Origin of the sequence: Chryseobacterium sp. C-71 (assembly GCF_020911865.1) — a bacterium.
In the GTDB taxonomy this organism is placed as follows: domain Bacteria; phylum Bacteroidota; class Bacteroidia; order Flavobacteriales; family Weeksellaceae; genus Chryseobacterium.
The window spans coordinates 3,085,722-3,104,110 of the sequence record NZ_CP087131.1 but is presented as its reverse complement, the minus strand read 5'-3'; the positions used below and the strand labels follow the sequence as shown (position 1 = coordinate 3,104,110).

Below are 18,389 nucleotides of genomic sequence, written 5' to 3'. Positions count from 1 at the left end.
AAGATTTTGGGCAGCTATTTTAGTTGTCCAAATTCTTTTGTTCTTTATATTTTCAAAGTCGAGAGTGATGATTTCCGCCTTTGAAAGCTTATTTGAAATTCAAAAAAAAATACATCAGCTTATATTTTCTTGGATTCCGTTTTCAGTAGGAGACGTATTATATATCTTGTTGGGAGTTTTTCTTTTCTATTTTATCATTAAATGTTTTAAGAAGAAAAGTAGAAATGAATCACTTTTGAAAATACTGATTCTCCTGAATATCTTTTATTTTACATATCAGATTTTTTGGGGAATGCTTTACTTCCAAAAACCGATTATTACAAAACTTCCTGAGACAGAAATTACACTAGAAAAAAGAAAAAAATTAGCTCTAAAATACCTTGAAAAATGCAAACAGACAAGATCGCTTGTCAATGAAAATCAACAAGGAGTTTTCAATGCTTTAAATACCAAAAATATCCAGGTTGAAATTCTGAATCAGCAAAATAAACTTCCGTCTTTCATTTCTGATAAAAAGGCAGATAACATCAATTCTTTTAAACCAAGTTTATTTAAAAATATAATGAGTTTTACGGGCATCTTGGGATATTACAACCCTTTCACTGCAGAAGCTCAATATAACGCCGAATTACCGTCTTCTTACCTACTCTTTACTTTGGCTCATGAAAGTTCTCATCAGCTCGGATTTGCCCGTGAACAAGAAGCCAATTTTATTGGATATTTAATTGGTGTCAATTCCTCTAATCCTGAACTTAGATACAGCACCGAATATTTTACTTTAAAAAGTCTTTTAAACTCTATAGTTTATGAAGATGAAAATTTTGTCAATAATGTGCTTAAAAATTATTCTGCAGGAATGAAAAGAGACAGGGCTTACGAAAGAAAGTTCATCTTACAACACCAAGGTTGGCTCAATGATTTTTTCGGCTTTACAAACAATCTATTTTTAAAAAGTAATCAGCAGGAAGGTTCGGTTACTTATTCTTATTTCATTGATTTGTTAGTTCGTTACGAAAAGTGAAAACAAAAAAAAGAATCGTATCAGGCGATACGATTCTAAAAACACAAATGATGAAAAAAAATTTATTACCTTGACTTGTTCCCTCATTCAAGGCTTTGTAAAAATACGACAATAATTCATATTTCAAAATACCATCCCCCATTTTAATTAAACTTTAAGAAAACTTTATGATTTCTTAAATATACACTATTTATTAATCTCTTTTTAATGATTTACTTATTAATTATATTTCATTCTTATATTTGAAAATATATTAATAAAAAAAGAATATATTATTAATTTATCAATAAGAAACAAGTATCATTGTATTAAATTTACTCTACAAAATCACAATGTTTTTTTTATTGAAATTCTAAAAAAAATTCTTTTTTTAAATGAATTTTAAAATTATTGCGACATTTTGCAGCTAAAAAAACTGAAAAGAAAGTAAAATTTTCACCTAAAATATTAATTCATTGCTTCAGAATGAAAATTTAATGAAATTTTATAAAATTTTCCTTTAGAATCTTTAATTAGAAAAATGCAATCGTTTACTTAAATCAATAAATTTTAAACCAAAAATTAAGTTTCAGTATTATTATTCAATTGCAAAGAAATAATGACCTTTTTAGTATAAAAATCAAGAGACTTAGAAGAGAACATATATAAACGACAAAACCCCTATTACTAGGGGTTTTACTGTAGCGAAGACGGGAATTGAACCCGTGACCTCAGGGTTATGAATCCTGCGCTCTAACCGACTGAGCTACCTCGCCTTTTTGGTGGTGCAAATATATAAAATATTTGACATCTACCAAAATTATTTTAGATTTAAATATGATAAAACATCGCCTACATGATCTGGTTTGCTGATAATCTTATTGTTAGCATCCAAAATAAAATAGCTTGGTGTTGCATGTACATTGTAAGTTTCCGCATAAGAACTATTCCAACCTCTCAATTCTGAATCATTGATCCATGGGAAGGCTACAATTTTCTTCGTGTAAGAATCTTTGTCAGCATCTAAAGAAAGACCAATGATTTGAATGTTTTTGGCTTTCATATCATTATATTTTTCCAGAAGTTTCGGAAGTTCACTTTCACAATGAGAGCAGGTAGAAGACCAGAATACAATCACTTTTTTATCTGCCTTTACATCAGCAATCGACTTAGCAGTCGTATTAACCGCAGATTGAAATTTGTAATTAGGGAATATCGCCCCAATTTCTACATTAGCATTAGACTTTATAGTTGATGCCAATCTATCTGTAATGGTACATTTGAGGTTTTTTGCGAGTGTCAAATATTTATTTTTAAACTCAGTCATCTCATAGATATCAAAAATATCAATCAATTCTGATAAAACGGTTTGTCCACGTGGCGTTTCTACCTTTAACTTGTCTAATAACTTATCTACAGACTGCCCAACATTGGTATTTCCACCAGAGTTTAGAAAAGACACTAAAATAGGTCTTACTAGTGATGATGATTCAAGCATGTCATTTGACTTATCAAAGAAATCTATTACTTCATCCTGACTAACTTTCTTGGTAGGATCGTTTGATAAAAACTTTGCATAATTGGTATTGTAATAAGAGACAAAAGGATGTTTAGAAAAATCAGCGGTACTTGTTCCCGAAAGTCTTCCTATCTCTGACGTAAGTGCTTTACCAAAATCTGTATTGTCTTTATAATATTCTTTTATCTGAGTCAGAGCTGGAAGTATCATTTCCTTCTTTTGAGATGATTCCTGAATACTGTTCATCAATTCATTGGCTTCATCCTGATAAATAACGTTTTTAACTTTGTTATTAAGAGTTTCAAGCTTGATACTTACATTCTTATTTTCAGAAATAAAGCTGACACTGTTATTGGTACTGGGAAAGTAAACCTTCATCATCCCCGAATAGTTTTTGGGATATTTGAAAGTCCATGAATTATTCTTATTGAGTTCTTTTGTAACGATGATGTCTTTGGAACCATTGAGCGTATATAAAATAGCTTCCTGCTCTTTGAAATCTGCGGGTGCCTGAATGTTTACAGAAAACTGTGCCTGCAATGAGAATGCAGACAACATTCCTGATACTACGAATATCTTTTTCATATTTAGATATTAAATCTTTTTTTAAGGATTGTATAAAATTGTATATTCTTCATGAGTGCCTGTATTTTGCATCACCACAATTTTATTACGTAAAAATAAAAAAACTCTCTGACTAATCAGAGAGTTTCAAATATTTTAATAAAATTTTTATATTTTTTGCGCCTTGTATTTTTTAGCAAAATGTGCAATCATTAAAATGGCTGCGATTACTAAAACATAGACGTACATATCAATTGGTGCGGGCGGTTTTTCACAAGGATCACCTGGAAAACATGGAGTACCTGGTGTATTTTGTGCACTACCTAGACCATAGACTACCAAAAAAAGAAGAGGTAATATTTTTTTTACAAGAAATTTCATGTCTTAGTTTATTTTATTAATATTTTGCTATTTACTATAGTTCCGTCGTTACCTACTACTTTTACAACATAGAAAGCCTTAAGACTTGAATCTAATTTTATAACGTAGTCTGAATCTGTTTTCACAGACTTTTCAGAAATAACCAGCTTACCGCTTGCATCGAAGACTTCAATAGACGCAGATTTCCAATCTGAATCAAAACGAACTATGTAATGATCAATATTAGGGTTATAAGTAACTAATGTTCTTGACTTTTTAGTTAAATCACCCGTGTTTAAAGCTCCTTGTGTTTGTGGAGTTCCATAATAAAGACCGAAATTAGAAGCATTTACAGGAATAACTGCGCCTTGATATATTTGTGCAGCCTGACCGTTACCTACACTATAGTAAAACCCTGTACCACTAGATAAAGTATGAGTATTGTTAGGAATTAAAACAGTATCATCTCTAACTTCAAATTTAAGTGAAGCTACATTCTGACCAAATATGCTTAAATCAATTCTTTTACCTTTATAATTATTCTCATTAGCCTCATTAATGTATAATCTATATGCAGAAGAATAATTAGGATCTACTCCTCCATTCACACTTTCTTCAAATGTCTGAATCATTGCAGATGTAGTAGAAGTCATTGCTTGTACCGAACCAAGGCTAGGGTCAGTGATATTACCTGTAGTAAAGTGAGGTGCTACAACATAGAAAGTTTCACCTATCTGATTTCCTGCAGCATCAAGTGCCAATACACCTAACTGTTTTATACTGCCTGAGTTTGTATTCTTAGACGCCGTTACTGAATAAGGATTAGCAGCATCTTCCGTTCTTGCTGTAAATGCAAACCTTCTTAAGTTATCGAAGTCTAATGTATGAGCTGTAGCAGTTCTCAGTTTTATTTTAAAAGTATTCAAAGGCTTGATAACCAAACTAGGTAAATTACCCAGAGGTTTTCCAGATACATCAAAAGTAACCTTTTGAGTTTCTGCATATGTTGCAGTTCCACCTGTATTTGAATTCCAAGTAACATTTTGAGGATCAACAATAACCCCCCAAATATTTGATATGTTATTGTTATCAGTAGTTGCACCTGCCTCTACAAACCCTATCATAGATAAATCTATATTGGTAAGAAAAGGATTAGAGTATTGATACAAATATTTTCCAAATGTTGGTGCCGTCCATGCCGGAATAGGATCAAACGCATCACCTATGTAAGTATTATATTTCTCTTGATATACGTTTCTATTATTACCACCAATCCCAAAAGATGCCGGAATGGTAGAAGGAGTTAAATTTACAACATTGGTTCCAACAGCAACGCTACCCAAACCGTCTCCGTCTGCAAATGGTCTACCTTTCACAGTACTTAATGTAGTAGGAACATAAGTACCAGTTCCCACAGCATAATATGCCGTTCTATCTGCTAAAGTTGTTGTGGTGCTTAAACCAATTGTAATGCCTGCAACACTTGCGTTAGGAATTGGAGTGCTTGGAGGATTAGAACCATCAAATCTTAAGTTCGTATTACTCCATTTTAGAATTTCTCTACCATTCCATCTAATTTCATCAAATCCTCCACCTAACTCTGAGCTCAGAGAGGCAAAGGTTTTATTGAAAAACGGAACACCAAGTTGCTGATATGCACCATGCTTTGTAGCTGCATACTCTTTATCAACAGATCCTGTTATGTTATTCTGTGGAATCCCTTTAATGTAAAGCTGTCCATACGTCGAAGTAACCGGAGTACCTGGTGTGTTTATTCTAAGAATAACATTGGTAGGGTTGGGGGTAACTGATGTACCACCTGTTCCATCAGTAGGTATCCTTTTAATACCATCAGCAGTAGTACCTACAACCATCATGTTACCATGAAGGTCAATAACTCCACTGCCTCGAGATTGCAAGCCTCCACCGTTATAAACGAGAGTTCCTGCACTTACATACATTTTAGCAGCGTCATCTACATGTAGTAGAACATTCTGCGCCTGAACAGAATAACCAATCGCTAAAAGTCCTATAGCTAATAAATTTTTTTTCATTGTATATTATTTTTGTGTGTTAATACAATTTTCACCGACAAAGATATAACATTTTTTTAAAAAAAATATTAAATTCACTTATTAATCAAAATATTATCTTCTGTCAATATGATTTCTTCATCCTCACCTATTGAGAACATATAGTCTTCTAATACTTTTTCGGTAGTTCCTCTGAGCCCCCTTGCTCCAAGGCCTTTTTCCATCGTCTCTTCTACAATTTTGTCGATTGAGCTTTCTGTAAAGATCAGTTTAGTACCATCCATCTTGAATAGTTCAACAAATTGATTGGTAATAGAATTCTTAGGCTCAGTCATAATTCTTATCATCGTTTCTTTAGTCAACTTCTCTAAGTAAGTGATGATTGGAAACCTTCCCAAAAGCTCAGGAATTAATCCAAAAGAACGAAGATCAATAGCATTAAGATTTGTTAATATATAATCATCTTCTCCCACTTTGTTAATTTTTTCAGAGCTAAAACCAATGGCTTGCTTATTCATTCTTCTTTCGATGATCTCTTTGATCCCATCAAAAGCTCCACCTGCAATGAAAAGAATATTTTGGGTATTTACCTGAATGTATTTTTGATCCGGATGTTTTCTTCCTCCTTGTGGCGGAACGTTTACAATACTTCCTTCCAACAATTTCAATAAACCTTGCTGTACACCTTCTCCGGAAACATCTCTTGTGATGCTTGGATTATCAGATTTTCTTGCAATTTTATCAATTTCGTCTATGAAGACAATTCCTTTCTCCGCCTTTTCTACATCGTAGTCAGCTACCATTAGAAGTCTTGACAAAATACTTTCTACGTCTTCACCTACGTATCCTGCTTCTGTTAAAATCGTAGCATCTACAATACAAAAAGGGACATTTAGTTCTTTAGCAATAGTTTTTGCCAATAAAGTCTTACCCGTTCCTGTCTCACCAATCATGATGATGTTTGATTTCTCAAGCTCAACTTCTCTGTTTTCTTCTTTTGCGTGAAGCAATCTTTTATAATGATTATAAACAGCAATTGACAGCTGTTTTTTTGCCTGATCCTGCCCGATTACATACTGATCAAGAAACTCTTTTATCTGCTTTGGTTTTTTTAATTCATCAATTGTTTCTGCAGGAGAATATCCTGTAGGAGAAACACTTTCTTTTACGATAGAATGTGCCTGCTCGATGCAGTTTTCGCAAATAAATCCGTTTTGTCCTGAGACCAGCATTTGCACTTCATTTCTTTTCTTGCCACAGAAAGAACATTGGTTTGCATTCATTTTAATTTAAATATAAGAAAGAAAATCGCAAAAAATTACTTTTTCACGACCTCTTGTTTTGTTAAGAATTAATTATTGAATTTTGAATTTCTGTATATTCTTCTACAGATAATTTCAGTCGCTCGTTTTTAAAATTCATATCTTCTACTTTCTGTAAAGGTATCAGATGAATATGAGCATGAGGAACTTCAAGCCCTACCACAGCTACTCCAACTCTTACACATGGAACTGCATTTTTCAGTTTTTTTGCAACTTCCTGAGCAAATCCCCAAAGGTTTTTGTACTCATCACTTTCAAGGTCAAAAATCAAATCGACTTCCTTTTTAGGAACGACCAATGTGTGACCTTTCACCAAAGGCATTGCATCTAAAAAAGCAATAAAATTATCATTCTCTGCAATTTTGTAAGCAGGAATTTCGCCGTTGATGATTTTTGTGAATATTGAACTCATTGTAAAAATTATAAGTTAAGAGTTAATAATTTGAGTTTTCTAAAGTGTAATTTCTAATACCTCGAAAGACAGTTTGTTACCGTTTGGTAAAATAATTTCGGCAGTTTCGCCAATTACTTTTCCTAATAAACCTTTTGCAATAGGTGTATTGACAGAGATTTTACCTGACTTCAAATCACTTTCGTTATCCGGAACCAATTTAAAAATCTGTTCTTTTTTAGTATCATTATTCATCAATCTCACCGTCGTTAAGATTGAAACCTTGGAAGTATCAAGCTGAGTTTCGTCAATCACTTTAGAAGTCGTTACAATATCTTTTAGTTTAGAAATTCTCATTTCCAACATTCCTTGTGCTTCTTTGGCTGCATCATATTCTGCATTTTCAGACAAATCTCCTTTATCTCTTGCTTCTGCAATCTGTTGAGTAATTTTTGGTCTCTCTATTTTTTCCAATTGCTCAAGCTCGGCTTTCATTTTTTCTAGTCCTTCCTTAGTTACATAGCTCGCCATAATTTTAAAAATTTAGTTTTAGTATAAAAAAATAATCCGACATTTGTCGGACAATGTTTTTGCGTGTTAATCGTTATTGTTTTACAAATATATAAAAATTTATATTCTAATGAAAAAAACTTTCTCAATCATATCATTTTTCATCTTATTGACTTTCAGTTTATTAAACGTAAACTCATGCAGCAGCCGTGAAGATACGGTAAGCTGTTTTCCTAACTCTCCCATCAATGTAAATTTGAATTTAAATCTTGCTACATATAACAACCTCAACTTCGTAGGACAACCGATTTACATTGATGAACAGCAATCCGGAACACGCGGACTTATTGTTGTGAGAACTGCCGATTCCCCGGCATCGTTTAAAGTTTATGATCGAAATGCTCCACACATTTGCCCCGACAACAATACTACTTTAGAAATTAAAGACAACATCAGTATTGTTTGCCCGAAAGATAATGCGACCTGGATACTAATTTCAGGTCAGCCAACCGCCATCTCTTCGGTTCCTCCGAAGACTTATTTCTGGAATTATGACGCCGGAACCAAAAACTTAAATATTTATAATTAAATGAAAGCCGTCATCCAAAGAGTTTCTGAAGCGAGCGTAAAAGTAGATGGTAAAATCGTTGGAGAAATCGGGAAAGGACTGATGCTTCTCATTGGCATTGACGAGCAAGACGAAAAAACCGACGCCGATTGGTTGATTCAAAAAATCTTAAATCTCAGAATTTTCGGGGACGAAAATGAAAAACTCAATCTTTCTATAAAAGACATTTCTGGAGAAATTCTCTGCATCAGCCAATTTACATTGATTGCTGATTACAAAAAAGGCAACCGCCCCTCTTTTATCAAAGCTGCCAAGCCTGATAAAGCCATTCCTCTATTCGATTATTTCAAAGAAGAAATTGCAAAATCCGGGTTAAAAACCGAAAGCGGAATCTTTGGTGCAGATATGAAAGTTTCATTAACAAATGATGGTCCGGTTACCATCGTGATGGATTCTATTTCTAAAAACTAACTCCACACACATTTTTCAGGCTAAAACCACAATAATAATTCACTTATAGGGATTATTACGTACCACATTTATATCCCTCAAAATTGAATAGTAACAAAAAGTAACATTCGTAATTCATTAACATAAACGCAATTATGTGAAATTTTAATCAAAAAAACAAACTAATTTTTGCTTTATACATATTTTTTTAATTAAATTTAACAAACCAAAACAATACAAAAAAAATATGAAAAAGCATTATTTACTATCCTTCCTATTGATAATAGGATACGGAATTAACGCACAAGTGGGAATTAACACATCGGATCCCAAAGCAACATTAGACGTTCAAAGAGGAACAGACGCAACCAAAGCCGACGGAATTATTCCACCCAGAGTAACGGGTGACCAACTAAGATTGAATACCAGCAATTACGGACCTGATCAAGATGGTGCAATTGTTTATGTAACTACTCCTGTAACAGTCACAACAGAACCTAAAACAACGGGTGTTACAAGCCGGGGATTATATATTTATGATCACTTACAACCCAATTCAAACGGCACAGGACTTTGGCAGGTATTGCCAGATGGCCCAGCAGCTCCTGGAGGTGGAGTAGCAGGAGATGGAGCGTATGCAAGTAGAGTCAGAGGAACATTATCTTTATTAAATTTAGGAATAAATTTACTTGGCAGTAGTATACAAAATATTACTTTACCAACCACTACCACTCTTCCAGATACAAACGTAGATATTACTTCTGGACAAATCACAACAACCGCAACAGATTCATACTATACCGTTCCTTCAACAGGTATATATCAAATTAATTACAGCTACCGTACAGGTCAAGGCTTGAGGCTTGAGCTTCTAGGTGCAAACCGCCCCGGAATTATCATTACAAAAACAGCGTCGGGGGCAGCTGCAAATACCGCAACAGCTGTTGACTACAGGTATTTTGGAGGGATCAATTTAGTGGCTTTATCAGGACTTCCTGTACTTGGTGGGTTAACACTCGCTAATCTAGCATTAACGCAAGGACAAATCAGTCATATCTATCAATTCACGGCTGGAGACAGAGTGAGATTTGGAGTTGTTACAGGTGGTTTAGCAGCAGGTGTTTTAAGTGATTCTTCTGCAGAACTATCTATTTATAGAATTAAATAAAATTTAATAATAAACACTTCAACATAAAAAAATGCTTTCTCAAAATTCTGAGAAAGCATTTTATCTTTTTTAATTATTGATAATCTATCTTACTGGCACACTACTAAAATTCAATGCCACTTTCAGATTCATATCAGTAGACGTTTGGTTTTTTAGTTCGTAGACGGTTCTTACCGTAACGCCTGTGCTTTTTACGACCTCGTCCAAAAATCCTGTCTCGCTGTTTAAATCTAAATTTAAACTTGATGAACTTGAAGTTATATCAGATCTTGAAGCCACCAACCTTTCATTAGTCCCGGTAGATGAAATGTAAACCTTTATTGATTTTAAGGAACTCAAATTTCCACCTGTAGGAGAAACTACTGATATTTTGGCATCAGAAATCCTGACGTCTTTTATCTGGGCATTATTATTTCCGCCAAACCAAGTTTGAACATTGGTTGCTGTTGCTGTAGACGAGACTTCTTTGTTTGCAGGAACTCCCGTAGAAACTAAAACATTTGCCGTATAAGGAAATGTATTCTGAATAACCGACTGCACGGTTCCGCAACTTACCAAAGCCGTCGAAGCAATGATTGCTGCTGAAAATATGTTTTTCATAATAGATATTTATTTTAAGGTGTCATGCTGCCATCATTTGTATAAATACAATTTTGAAGCTGATGACTTCATAACAATTAAATTTTAGAAGTTTTGATTTGCAGAAATTATACCAAATCTATTCTACGTTCACAGAAAAACTGCCCGTGGTTTTACCGTCTGCCATATTATTTTTCCCGATAATCAACCACAATTCACCAGATGTAGGAACATTATAGGTAATTTCTCTCATAAATGGTCCATCCATTTTGCCGTCAGGAAGTTTGATTTGATTAAATCTGATATTAAAATCCTGCTGTTTTGTGGTAATTTTTGCTGCAATCTTAGACTTATTGAAATTAACAATCTTCAAAATCAGCTTATCATGTTTGTCGGTAAATTCTTCATCGATTTTAAAAGGATCGCTTCCGTCTTTCGTTATGATGATTACTTTATCTTTTTCCTCTCTTACCAATTCTTTATTGACAGAATCTTTTTTGATTAAAGAATCACCTTCAGGCATATTTACAGAATCTAATCTCGATTGAGGAGTTGGCAACTCATTGACAACCGAAGAATCTTTTTGTGCCATATCCGAAACTGCCGCTTCCTTTTTGCATGATAAAATCATTAAAGGAATTATGAATAAGATTGATTTTTTCATTTGAATATTTTTTTATGAAGAAACAATCCATTTCAATCACCTTACCTTATTCACGAATGGTTTCATAGTAAAGGATTTTCGAAAGAAATGTCTCTGATTTTTCAGTTTTAACTTTTTCTAGAATCTCTTTTTTCAACGGTGTGTTTTGTTTTTCTTCAGCATATTTCAACAAATATTTTTCACTGAAATTAATGGATTGTAAATGATAATTGATGGCAAAATCATCTCTCTTCATATTTTGAGAAGTAATCAATCCGCCCCAATTGATGTAACTGCAAGCTAAAACTGTTCCATAAAAATACCAGACCATTGAGTTGAAGAGATATGCGTTTGTTTTTTTTGTGTGGATTTTAATGAAAGTAAGAATCAAGCCAATCAACGACAATGTAAGAAAAGCATAAACGCCTATTTTTTTATAGGTCAAGCCCATGTCTACTATATATTCAGTATTTTTTATGAACGCTGAAATAATTAAAATCGCATTTAAAAAAATCCAGATTTTCGCTAATAATTTTAATGATTTTGCTTTTACATCGAAGTTGAAGCCACCTTTAAAATACAGCATAATTACTAAAATTGCCATGATGATCGATAAAATGACCGCATTTACCCGTTCGTGAGTTTCTTCTCCTAGCTGAATGGTTGTTTTTGGGATTTCTACGAATTGCTCGTAATTGAAAGTAAAAATAAACGCCAGCAATAAAATATTCAGGCAAAAAAATGAGATCACACCGCTCATTCTTTCAGAATTTAAATCTAAAAAAGAATATGTTGCTCTTTGAATTTTATCTTTAGCTTCAAATTCGTTTTCGAGAATATGGTTTTGTTTGTAAATCAATTTCTCCACAGAATAATTCCAATAATTGAAAGCTATAAAAAAACCTAAAATGGAAATACACAACAATTGCCAAAAATTAACATCCAACTCATAATCTGTAAAAATGCTTGCAAAATGATCGCTTCCCGCAGAGTAAATTCCAAAGAAAATCGAAATAAAAATAAGCGGAATTAAAACAAATGCTAAAACTTTCTGCCAAAGACCTGAAGCATTCCGTTTTGGAAGCCATTTATCTAAATTGAAAACTCTACAGATAAAAGTAAAGCAATTGACTACAAAAACCGGGATCAGTAAAAGAATTTTCATTCTCTTGTTTTGCGAACGGTAAGAAAGCAGCAAAAGTGAACTTACCACCGCCAAAAATGAAGCAAAATCTCCGTACCACGCAAAAGCAATACCCGAAAAAATACTGGTTACCAAAAGAATCATAAAGGTTCTCTTCCTATTTTTCTCAGGAGTTTTAAAAACAGTGAGTACAGAATATACAATCGCTAAAATCCCGAGATTGAGCCCGATATTTTCGTTGTAAAAAAGTGCTACAAAGATGGCGGTTGTAAGAAATATATAATGATGTGTTTTCATAAGGAATTTTTTTTGAGGTTAAGGATAAAGTTGAAGCCTAGTTTAATATAAAACCGGCGTTTCTTTTTGACGGATGAACTCTTTGAGATTATCGAAATTTTGCCAAAGAAGTTCTTCAAAATCCCAATGATGAAAAGCTTTCATGTTTTGTCCTTTACGGAAAGCCTTTAAATAAATTTTAAAATACTCTGGGAAAACAATGGTTCCTAAAGCAAGAACACCTAAAAGATAGGCACTTCGTTTTCCGTTGCCAAAAAGCAGATATTGCATCGCAATTTCATCCTGCACATTAGTACTGCAATCAGTAATTAAATGATAGACGTCATGGTTTTCCATTTTGGGAATCATTCTAAAACCGTGATTGTAGTAAAATTCTCCCAACGTTCTTCCCAATGAATCTTCACTGAAGCTCAACAGTTGTTTTTCGCTGAACTGCCATTGTCTTTTTTTCTTTTTAAAATATTTCCTGTACTGTTTCTGTGAATTTTCGTACATGAAAACGATAAATCGGATGCGTAGTTTTTTCATAGTTATTTATTTAATAAAATTCTAAAAAGTAGGAAATCAAAATCCCTAAAGGAGCTAAAAATGGCAGGGAAACCGAGATCCAAAAGCCCAGGTGAAAAAGATTTTTTCGAAATTTTTCGGTATTCTCTTTATTATAATTAAGATCGCAGGAAACACCCAAAGAATACAATAAATTGGCAATTAAAATCATGACCAGATAACCAATTCCCTGAGGCACAATAGTAAATAATGTTATTTCAAAATCATCGTCGTATGGCATAATGAGATTTACCCCGAGAATTACGTATAAAACAAAAGCAAGTATTCCCGAAACAACCAATCCTAAATTATAATTAGTTCTTTTCTCACTCCACCAATTTTTAATTTGTGATTCTGTAAGATTTAAAGTCTCTTTCATTTTTAAAATAATTATAAGTTTAGAAGTGATAATCCTATGTAGAAATACAGAACCGCAATAGGAATATTAATACAGATTATTAATGATGCTTTCATACAAATTTTGAGTTTAGGCTTCCTGAATAGACCATAAATCAGTAGACACAGAATAACAAATAAATTAATGGGTATCGCAAATTGTAAAAGCGTAAATCCAGAAGCGGCAAAAGCATCAACTTTCGTAATCAAGTATCCGAAAAGGCAGACATTTCCAAGAAGAAAAAACAATGTGAAAGTGTAGTTTCCTATATTTTTGATGATTGAATTTTTCATAAATTTTAATTTAAATGAGTGAAATAATGAAGTACAGAAATAAAAAATTGGAAAAATTGAAGAATAGTAAAACCGCTGAGTTCTTAAATTCTGTTTTATTTTCAGGAAATACATAATAAAAAACAAAGAGAAGTACTATTGAAAAAGTATTTACAATTGAATTCAATGCAGATAAAAAAAGTAGACTATATGCTAGATCATCCTGCGTTTTAAATACAATTAATAATATAATTACCAACCCAATCAACCAGCTGATGCAGAAATAAATTAATGCAACATTATTGAGTTCAAATTTTTTCATCTCGACAAAGTTTAAAAACCGTAATCTCTGGCCTCACCATAAACCTTACCTGAAAAGAATGGCCGATTGCACGGTTGATATAAAGCATCCTACCATCTTTCAAATCAATTTCTCCAGAAACATATTTTCTATTTTCCACGGGAAGAATCGGTGTAATCAATCCGGGAATTCTGCATTGTCCGCCGTGAGTATGACCGCTCAAAATCCAGCCTTGATAACCGTTCCATACGTCTTTATCGCAGACATCAGGATTATGACAAAGCACGAGATTCGCTTTTTCGGGATTGTAATTTTTCATCACTTTCATCGGATCAAAATTGGGTGACCATAAATCGTCGAAGCCGATAATGTTTAAACCGTGAGATTCTACTTGCTCGTTATTCAACATGGTAACACCATTGTTTTGAAGAATACAGCAAATCTCTTTTGAAGAACCGAGATCTTTCCAGGTTTTTCCATAATCGTGATTACCGAGAATCCCGAATGTTCCCAGTTTTCCATAAATTGCTTTTGCCATTACTTTTTTCAGGCTTTCATGATCTTCTGAAGTTCCGTGATTCACATAATCTCCGGTGTAGACCACAAAATCAGGACTGTAATTTTGGGCTTTTTGAAAAGATTCAATCAAAAAATTCCAATCGAAACGGTTTCCAACATGTAGATCTGAAATCTGCATTAATATTTTCCCTTCAAGATGTTCAGGTAAATTTTTTATGGGCAGTTTTCTTTCAACAAATTCTACCCAAAATGGTTCGATCTGCCATGAATAGAGAAAAGGCAAAGCTCCGACCGCAGAAAGCTGCATGAGTCTTTTTAGAAAATGTTTTCTGGTCATGATGTAAGGTTGATATGATTATTTTGCTTTAAACTCTCACAGATTATCCAGATTTCAACAGGATAAAAAATCTGCGGAATCAGCTTAATCTGCGAGAAAATTTTCATCTTTGATTATTGGGAAAAGTACATTAGCTTCCTGCGAACGGAGTTCCGAAAAGACCAACTGCCAATTCCATCCAAACCAAAATAAGAATCACAACAATTAAGAAACTAATTAAGATTTTGTAATTGCTGTTTTTAACGATAGCTCTCACCAAGCTGATTAAACCAGCCGTTCCGAAAAGCAGTATTGCCGCCAAGATAAAATCAAATCTTGACCAGTTCCAGCCTTCTATAAAAAGGTTTCCTAAAAATGCCGCCGCCATCAAGAGAGCCGGTACCGCAAAAATTGCCAGAGTTATTTGTTTTTGTGTAGTCATTTTATTTAATTTTAATCTATAAAGTACTTTGTATTTCAAAGTGAATTTTCAAAAAAATATAGAGTTTATCTGCCTATCAATTTTTCTAAGGCATCTAAATGTTCTGTAAAAGCAATTCTCCCGTTTTGAGTTACACGGTACGAAGTTTTTGGCTTTTTACCGACAAATTCTTTTTTAACTTCAATGTAATTGGCTTTTTCCAACGCATTGCTATGACTTGCCATATTCCCGTCTGTGATTTCCAGCAAACTTTTCATTTCAGAAAAATCAACCCAGTCGTTAACCATCAGAACGGACATAATGCCCAATCTTACGCGGCTTTCGAATTCTTTGTTGAGTTTTGAAATGTTAATCATTTATTTAATTATTTAATATAAAATAGAATGTGGAATCAACAATTGTATGTTTTGAATCTATCATGAAAATTTTGTTTTCTCTAATTGCTAACAAATTAGATTTTAATAATTTGTCAGAATTAACCGTGTCAATTGTAATAATTGAATCATTTTTCACATAATTTCCTCGACAATACCAATTTCCTAACGCTGAGCCATTTGTAAATTTATAAGTTTCATCTTTCCTAAACTCTAATTTGATATTATTTAAATCAAAATTTTGACCTGCCTCAAAAACAACTTCTGATGAATCTCTTATAATTAAATAAATATGAACACCTAATCCAACAGAGAAGATCTTCATAAACAATTTATTTATATTTCTTATGCATAATCAATCCATACACAATATGCAGCACACCAAAACCAATCGTCCAGGCAATCAGTCCCCAGCCTAAAAACAGGAAGGAAAGCAATCCTAAAACGATCTGGCAATATCCTAAATACTTAATATCTGTTAAGGTATATCTTTCCGCGCTTACCAAAGCCAATCCGTAGAAAATCAATGTTGCCGGAGCGACCAAGACAAATAAATGATGATACAGAAGCACCAAACAAAATAATCCACCCGTAACTAAAGGAACAGCAAATGTCACCAACAGTCTTCTGGTGGTTGCATCCCAGATTTTTAATCCTTTCTTCTTGCTTTTATTAGCTGTGAATATATATCCGCATGAAATGGCCACTACTAAAATGACTGCACCAATGACTACAAGCTCCCGGACCAATTCCTTTCCAAAAATATTTCTATCGCCGTCAAAGTAATCAATTCCTTCTCTTTGGAAAACAAAATACACATAAGCCGCCCCAATGATCGCTGCCAAACCGGCAACTACTCCAGATAAACCGCTTAGCGAAATAAAACGTGACGACCGCTCCATCATAGAACGGATGTGTGATAAGTCTTCGTGATAGTTTTTCGATTCCATATAAAAGAACTTTGAATTGCAAAGTTATATTTAATTTTTAAACAGCAAAACTTTTTCCAAATTATTTGTTTAATTTTTTTACTTTAGAAAAAACATATGGTATGGATAAAGACATTCTGCGCTCAGAAATTTTCAGACATCTGGATGGCGTTGTTACTGCGCCTATAGTTGCTTCACTCATGAAAAAGGAAATTATTAATTTCATTATTGACCGTGAAAAAATAATTTTGAGTGAACTTTCAGATGAGTTCAAAACCAATGAAGGCTATCTGAATGTAGCAATTCGGACATTGGCGTCACAAGGTTTTCTGAATTATGGTGTTGATAATGAGAAAGACAACATTATAATTTCTGCAAACAACAAAACTCAGTTTCTTCAAAAATATAGCTTGCTTTATCTAAAAGTGATTCCGTTTTTGAAACATTCTACCAATATTAAAAATCAAATCAACGAAAATTCATTTATTGAAGAATTTACACAGCTGAGTGATTCTATAAAAAATCATTTCGGGATTCAGCTTTCTGATGATGCAGAAGAAAAAAATATTCAGGAGCAAATTTTAAAACATATCGAAGGATGCATCATCGGTCCGGTCATCGTTTATCTCGGAATGACAGGGATGTTCCATAAATATTTTATGGAAACTTCTTTTCAGGCGGCAGAATTTCATAAAAACTCTGATAATTTTGAGGTGATTTTAGATTTTCTGACATTTTTGGGTTGGTTTAAAAAGACCGGCGACAATTATAAATTTACAGAAACCGGAATTTACTTTGCTAAAAGAGCTGCATCTTATGGTGTGACAGTTTCTTATCTTCCCTTGCTCAATAAGATGGATGAACTTTTATTCGGAAATGCTTCAAAAATAAGGGAAATCTCAGAGGGTGAAGATGAAATTCATGTAGACCGAGCAATGAACGTTTGGGGAAGCGGCGGTTCGCATTCCAACTATTTCAAAGTGGCGAATGATTTTATCATTCAGATTTTCAATCAGCCCATTCATTTGCAACCGAAGGGTGTTCTGGATATGGGTTGCGGAAACGGCGCATTTATTCAACATATTTTTGAAACCATCGAAAGATATACGCTTCGCGGGAAAATACTGGAAGAACATCCTTTATTTTTAGTGGGTGCAGATTACAACCAAGCCGCTTTGAAAGTGACCCGAGCTAACCTCATCAACAACGATATTTGGGCAAAAGTAATCTGGGGCGACATCGGAAATCCGAAACAATTGGCTGATGATTTAAAAGAAAATTATGAGATTGATCTTTCTGATTTACTGAATATCAGAACTTTTCTCGATCACAACAGAGTTTGGAAAGCTCCTGAGAAAAGTCAGCCGGAAAGAATCAGTACTTCAACAGGAGCATTTGCACATCGTGGAAAAAGATTATCCAATAATTTAGTTGAAGAAAGTCTGAAAGAACATCTTGAGCTTTGGCTACCATACATCCGCAAAAACGGACTTCTCATAATTGAGCTTCATGCTTTAGACTCAAAACTGACGGCAGAAAATTTAGGAAAAACTCCGGCAACCGCTTATGAGGCGACACATGGTTTTTCTGACCAATATATTTTGGAAGTGGAAGTTTTTAAGAAAATTTGCTTAGAAACGGGATTACAGATTGATAAAGAATTATTCAGGAAGTTTCCTAATTCTGAGTTGGTTACGGTTTCTATTAATTTGCTGAAAAGCTAGTAAAATTCAATACATCTAAAT

At 33.6% G+C, this 18,389-nt stretch carries 22 protein-coding genes and 1 tRNA gene; 5 read left to right on the top strand and 18 right to left on the bottom strand.

The annotated features are described in order from the left end of the window. The first annotated feature begins 67 nt into the window (after window positions 1–67). Window positions 68–1,021, top strand: coding sequence for a DUF3810 domain-containing protein (locus LNP04_RS14345; protein WP_229986307.1), 954 nt, complete (start codon window positions 68–70; stop codon window positions 1,019–1,021). A gap of 681 nt (window positions 1,022–1,702) precedes the next feature. On the opposite strand, the gene LNP04_RS14340 is transcribed toward LNP04_RS14345, so the two are convergent. The 7 genes from LNP04_RS14340 to greA form a co-directional block, all read right to left on the bottom strand. After that, a tRNA-Met gene (locus LNP04_RS14340) sits at window positions 1,703–1,776 on the bottom strand. 44 nt (window positions 1,777–1,820) lie between these two features. After that, window positions 1,821–3,104, bottom strand: a complete 1,284-nt coding sequence (locus LNP04_RS14335; protein ID WP_229983610.1) for a TlpA disulfide reductase family protein — start codon at window positions 3,102–3,104, stop codon at window positions 1,821–1,823. A 147-nt stretch (window positions 3,105–3,251) separates the two neighbouring features. Continuing rightward, window positions 3,252–3,464 (bottom strand): signal peptidase, encoded by a 213-nt coding sequence (locus LNP04_RS14330; RefSeq protein WP_229983609.1) that lies wholly within the window; start codon window positions 3,462–3,464, stop codon window positions 3,252–3,254. A gap of 8 nt (window positions 3,465–3,472) precedes the next feature. Then, on the bottom strand, window positions 3,473–5,497 hold the full coding sequence (locus LNP04_RS14325; RefSeq protein ID WP_229983608.1) for a T9SS type A sorting domain-containing protein: 2,025 nt from the start codon (window positions 5,495–5,497) through the stop codon (window positions 3,473–3,475). Window positions 5,498–5,571: 74 nt separating this feature from the next. Next, on the bottom strand, window positions 5,572–6,759 hold the full coding sequence (gene clpX / locus LNP04_RS14320; protein WP_229983607.1) for an ATP-dependent Clp protease ATP-binding subunit ClpX: 1,188 nt from the start codon (window positions 6,757–6,759) through the stop codon (window positions 5,572–5,574). A 61-nt stretch (window positions 6,760–6,820) separates the two neighbouring features. Then, a complete protein-coding gene (locus tag LNP04_RS14315; protein ID WP_229983606.1) occupies window positions 6,821–7,210 on the bottom strand; it encodes an HIT family protein in 390 nt (129 codons plus the stop codon). Window positions 7,211–7,249: 39 nt separating this feature from the next. Continuing rightward, window positions 7,250–7,720 carry a transcription elongation factor GreA gene (greA, locus tag LNP04_RS14310; RefSeq protein WP_229983605.1) on the bottom strand — a complete coding sequence of 157 codons (471 nt, stop codon included), beginning with the start codon at window positions 7,718–7,720 and terminating at the stop codon, window positions 7,250–7,252. 109 nt (window positions 7,721–7,829) lie between these two features. Between greA and LNP04_RS14305 the strand changes: the two genes are divergently transcribed. The 3 genes from LNP04_RS14305 (at window position 7,830) to LNP04_RS14295 (ending at window position 9,885) form a co-directional block, all read left to right on the top strand. Next, complete coding sequence (locus LNP04_RS14305) at window positions 7,830–8,288, top strand: hypothetical protein (RefSeq protein ID WP_229983604.1); 459 nt, start codon at window positions 7,830–7,832, stop codon at window positions 8,286–8,288. Then, complete coding sequence (gene dtd, locus LNP04_RS14300) at window positions 8,289–8,738, top strand: D-aminoacyl-tRNA deacylase (RefSeq protein ID WP_229983603.1); 450 nt, start codon at window positions 8,289–8,291, stop codon at window positions 8,736–8,738. It abuts the gene before it with no gap. A 226-nt stretch (window positions 8,739–8,964) separates the two neighbouring features. Next, a complete protein-coding gene (locus LNP04_RS14295; protein WP_229983602.1) occupies window positions 8,965–9,885 on the top strand; it encodes a hypothetical protein in 921 nt (306 codons plus the stop codon). A gap of 84 nt (window positions 9,886–9,969) precedes the next feature. On the opposite strand, the gene LNP04_RS14290 is transcribed toward LNP04_RS14295, so the two are convergent. The 11 genes from LNP04_RS14290 to LNP04_RS14240 form a co-directional block, all read right to left on the bottom strand. Continuing rightward, entirely contained in the window at window positions 9,970–10,485 is a 516-nt protein-coding gene (locus LNP04_RS14290) for a hypothetical protein (RefSeq protein ID WP_229983601.1), read from the bottom strand. Between the two features lie 118 nt (window positions 10,486–10,603). Then, on the bottom strand, window positions 10,604–11,128 hold the full coding sequence (locus tag LNP04_RS14285) for a hypothetical protein (RefSeq protein WP_229983600.1): 525 nt from the start codon (window positions 11,126–11,128) through the stop codon (window positions 10,604–10,606). 46 nt (window positions 11,129–11,174) lie between these two features. Further along, window positions 11,175–12,548, bottom strand: coding sequence for a DUF4173 domain-containing protein (locus tag LNP04_RS14280; RefSeq protein WP_229983599.1), 1,374 nt, complete (start codon window positions 12,546–12,548; stop codon window positions 11,175–11,177). A gap of 42 nt (window positions 12,549–12,590) precedes the next feature. Beyond that, window positions 12,591–13,076, bottom strand: a complete 486-nt coding sequence (locus tag LNP04_RS14275; protein WP_229983598.1) for a ubiquinone biosynthesis protein COQ4 — start codon at window positions 13,074–13,076, stop codon at window positions 12,591–12,593. A gap of 10 nt (window positions 13,077–13,086) precedes the next feature. Beyond that, the gene (locus LNP04_RS14270; protein ID WP_229983597.1) at window positions 13,087–13,473 is read right to left on the bottom strand and encodes a hypothetical protein; all 387 of its coding nucleotides are present in this window, start codon (window positions 13,471–13,473) and stop codon (window positions 13,087–13,089) included. Between the two features lie 11 nt (window positions 13,474–13,484). Continuing rightward, the gene (locus LNP04_RS14265) at window positions 13,485–13,784 is read right to left on the bottom strand and encodes a hypothetical protein (RefSeq protein ID WP_229983596.1); all 300 of its coding nucleotides are present in this window, start codon (window positions 13,782–13,784) and stop codon (window positions 13,485–13,487) included. A 287-nt stretch (window positions 13,785–14,071) separates the two neighbouring features. Next, complete coding sequence (locus LNP04_RS14260; RefSeq protein ID WP_229983595.1) at window positions 14,072–14,920, bottom strand: metallophosphoesterase; 849 nt, start codon at window positions 14,918–14,920, stop codon at window positions 14,072–14,074. Window positions 14,921–15,050: 130 nt separating this feature from the next. Continuing rightward, on the bottom strand, window positions 15,051–15,341 hold the full coding sequence (locus LNP04_RS14255) for a hypothetical protein (protein ID WP_229983594.1): 291 nt from the start codon (window positions 15,339–15,341) through the stop codon (window positions 15,051–15,053). Between the two features lie 65 nt (window positions 15,342–15,406). After that, window positions 15,407–15,697 carry a transcriptional regulator gene (locus LNP04_RS14250; RefSeq protein ID WP_229983593.1) on the bottom strand — a complete coding sequence of 97 codons (291 nt, stop codon included), beginning with the start codon at window positions 15,695–15,697 and terminating at the stop codon, window positions 15,407–15,409. A 4-nt stretch (window positions 15,698–15,701) separates the two neighbouring features. Next, window positions 15,702–16,040, bottom strand: a complete 339-nt coding sequence (locus tag LNP04_RS14245) for a hypothetical protein (protein WP_229983592.1) — start codon at window positions 16,038–16,040, stop codon at window positions 15,702–15,704. Window positions 16,041–16,047: 7 nt separating this feature from the next. Beyond that, complete coding sequence (locus LNP04_RS14240) at window positions 16,048–16,665, bottom strand: hypothetical protein (protein ID WP_229983591.1); 618 nt, start codon at window positions 16,663–16,665, stop codon at window positions 16,048–16,050. A 101-nt stretch (window positions 16,666–16,766) separates the two neighbouring features. On the opposite strand from LNP04_RS14240, the gene LNP04_RS14235 reads away from it, so the two are divergent. Next, window positions 16,767–18,368, top strand: a complete 1,602-nt coding sequence (locus LNP04_RS14235; RefSeq protein WP_229983590.1) for a class I SAM-dependent methyltransferase — start codon at window positions 16,767–16,769, stop codon at window positions 18,366–18,368. The last annotated feature ends 21 nt before the right edge of the window (window positions 18,369–18,389 follow it).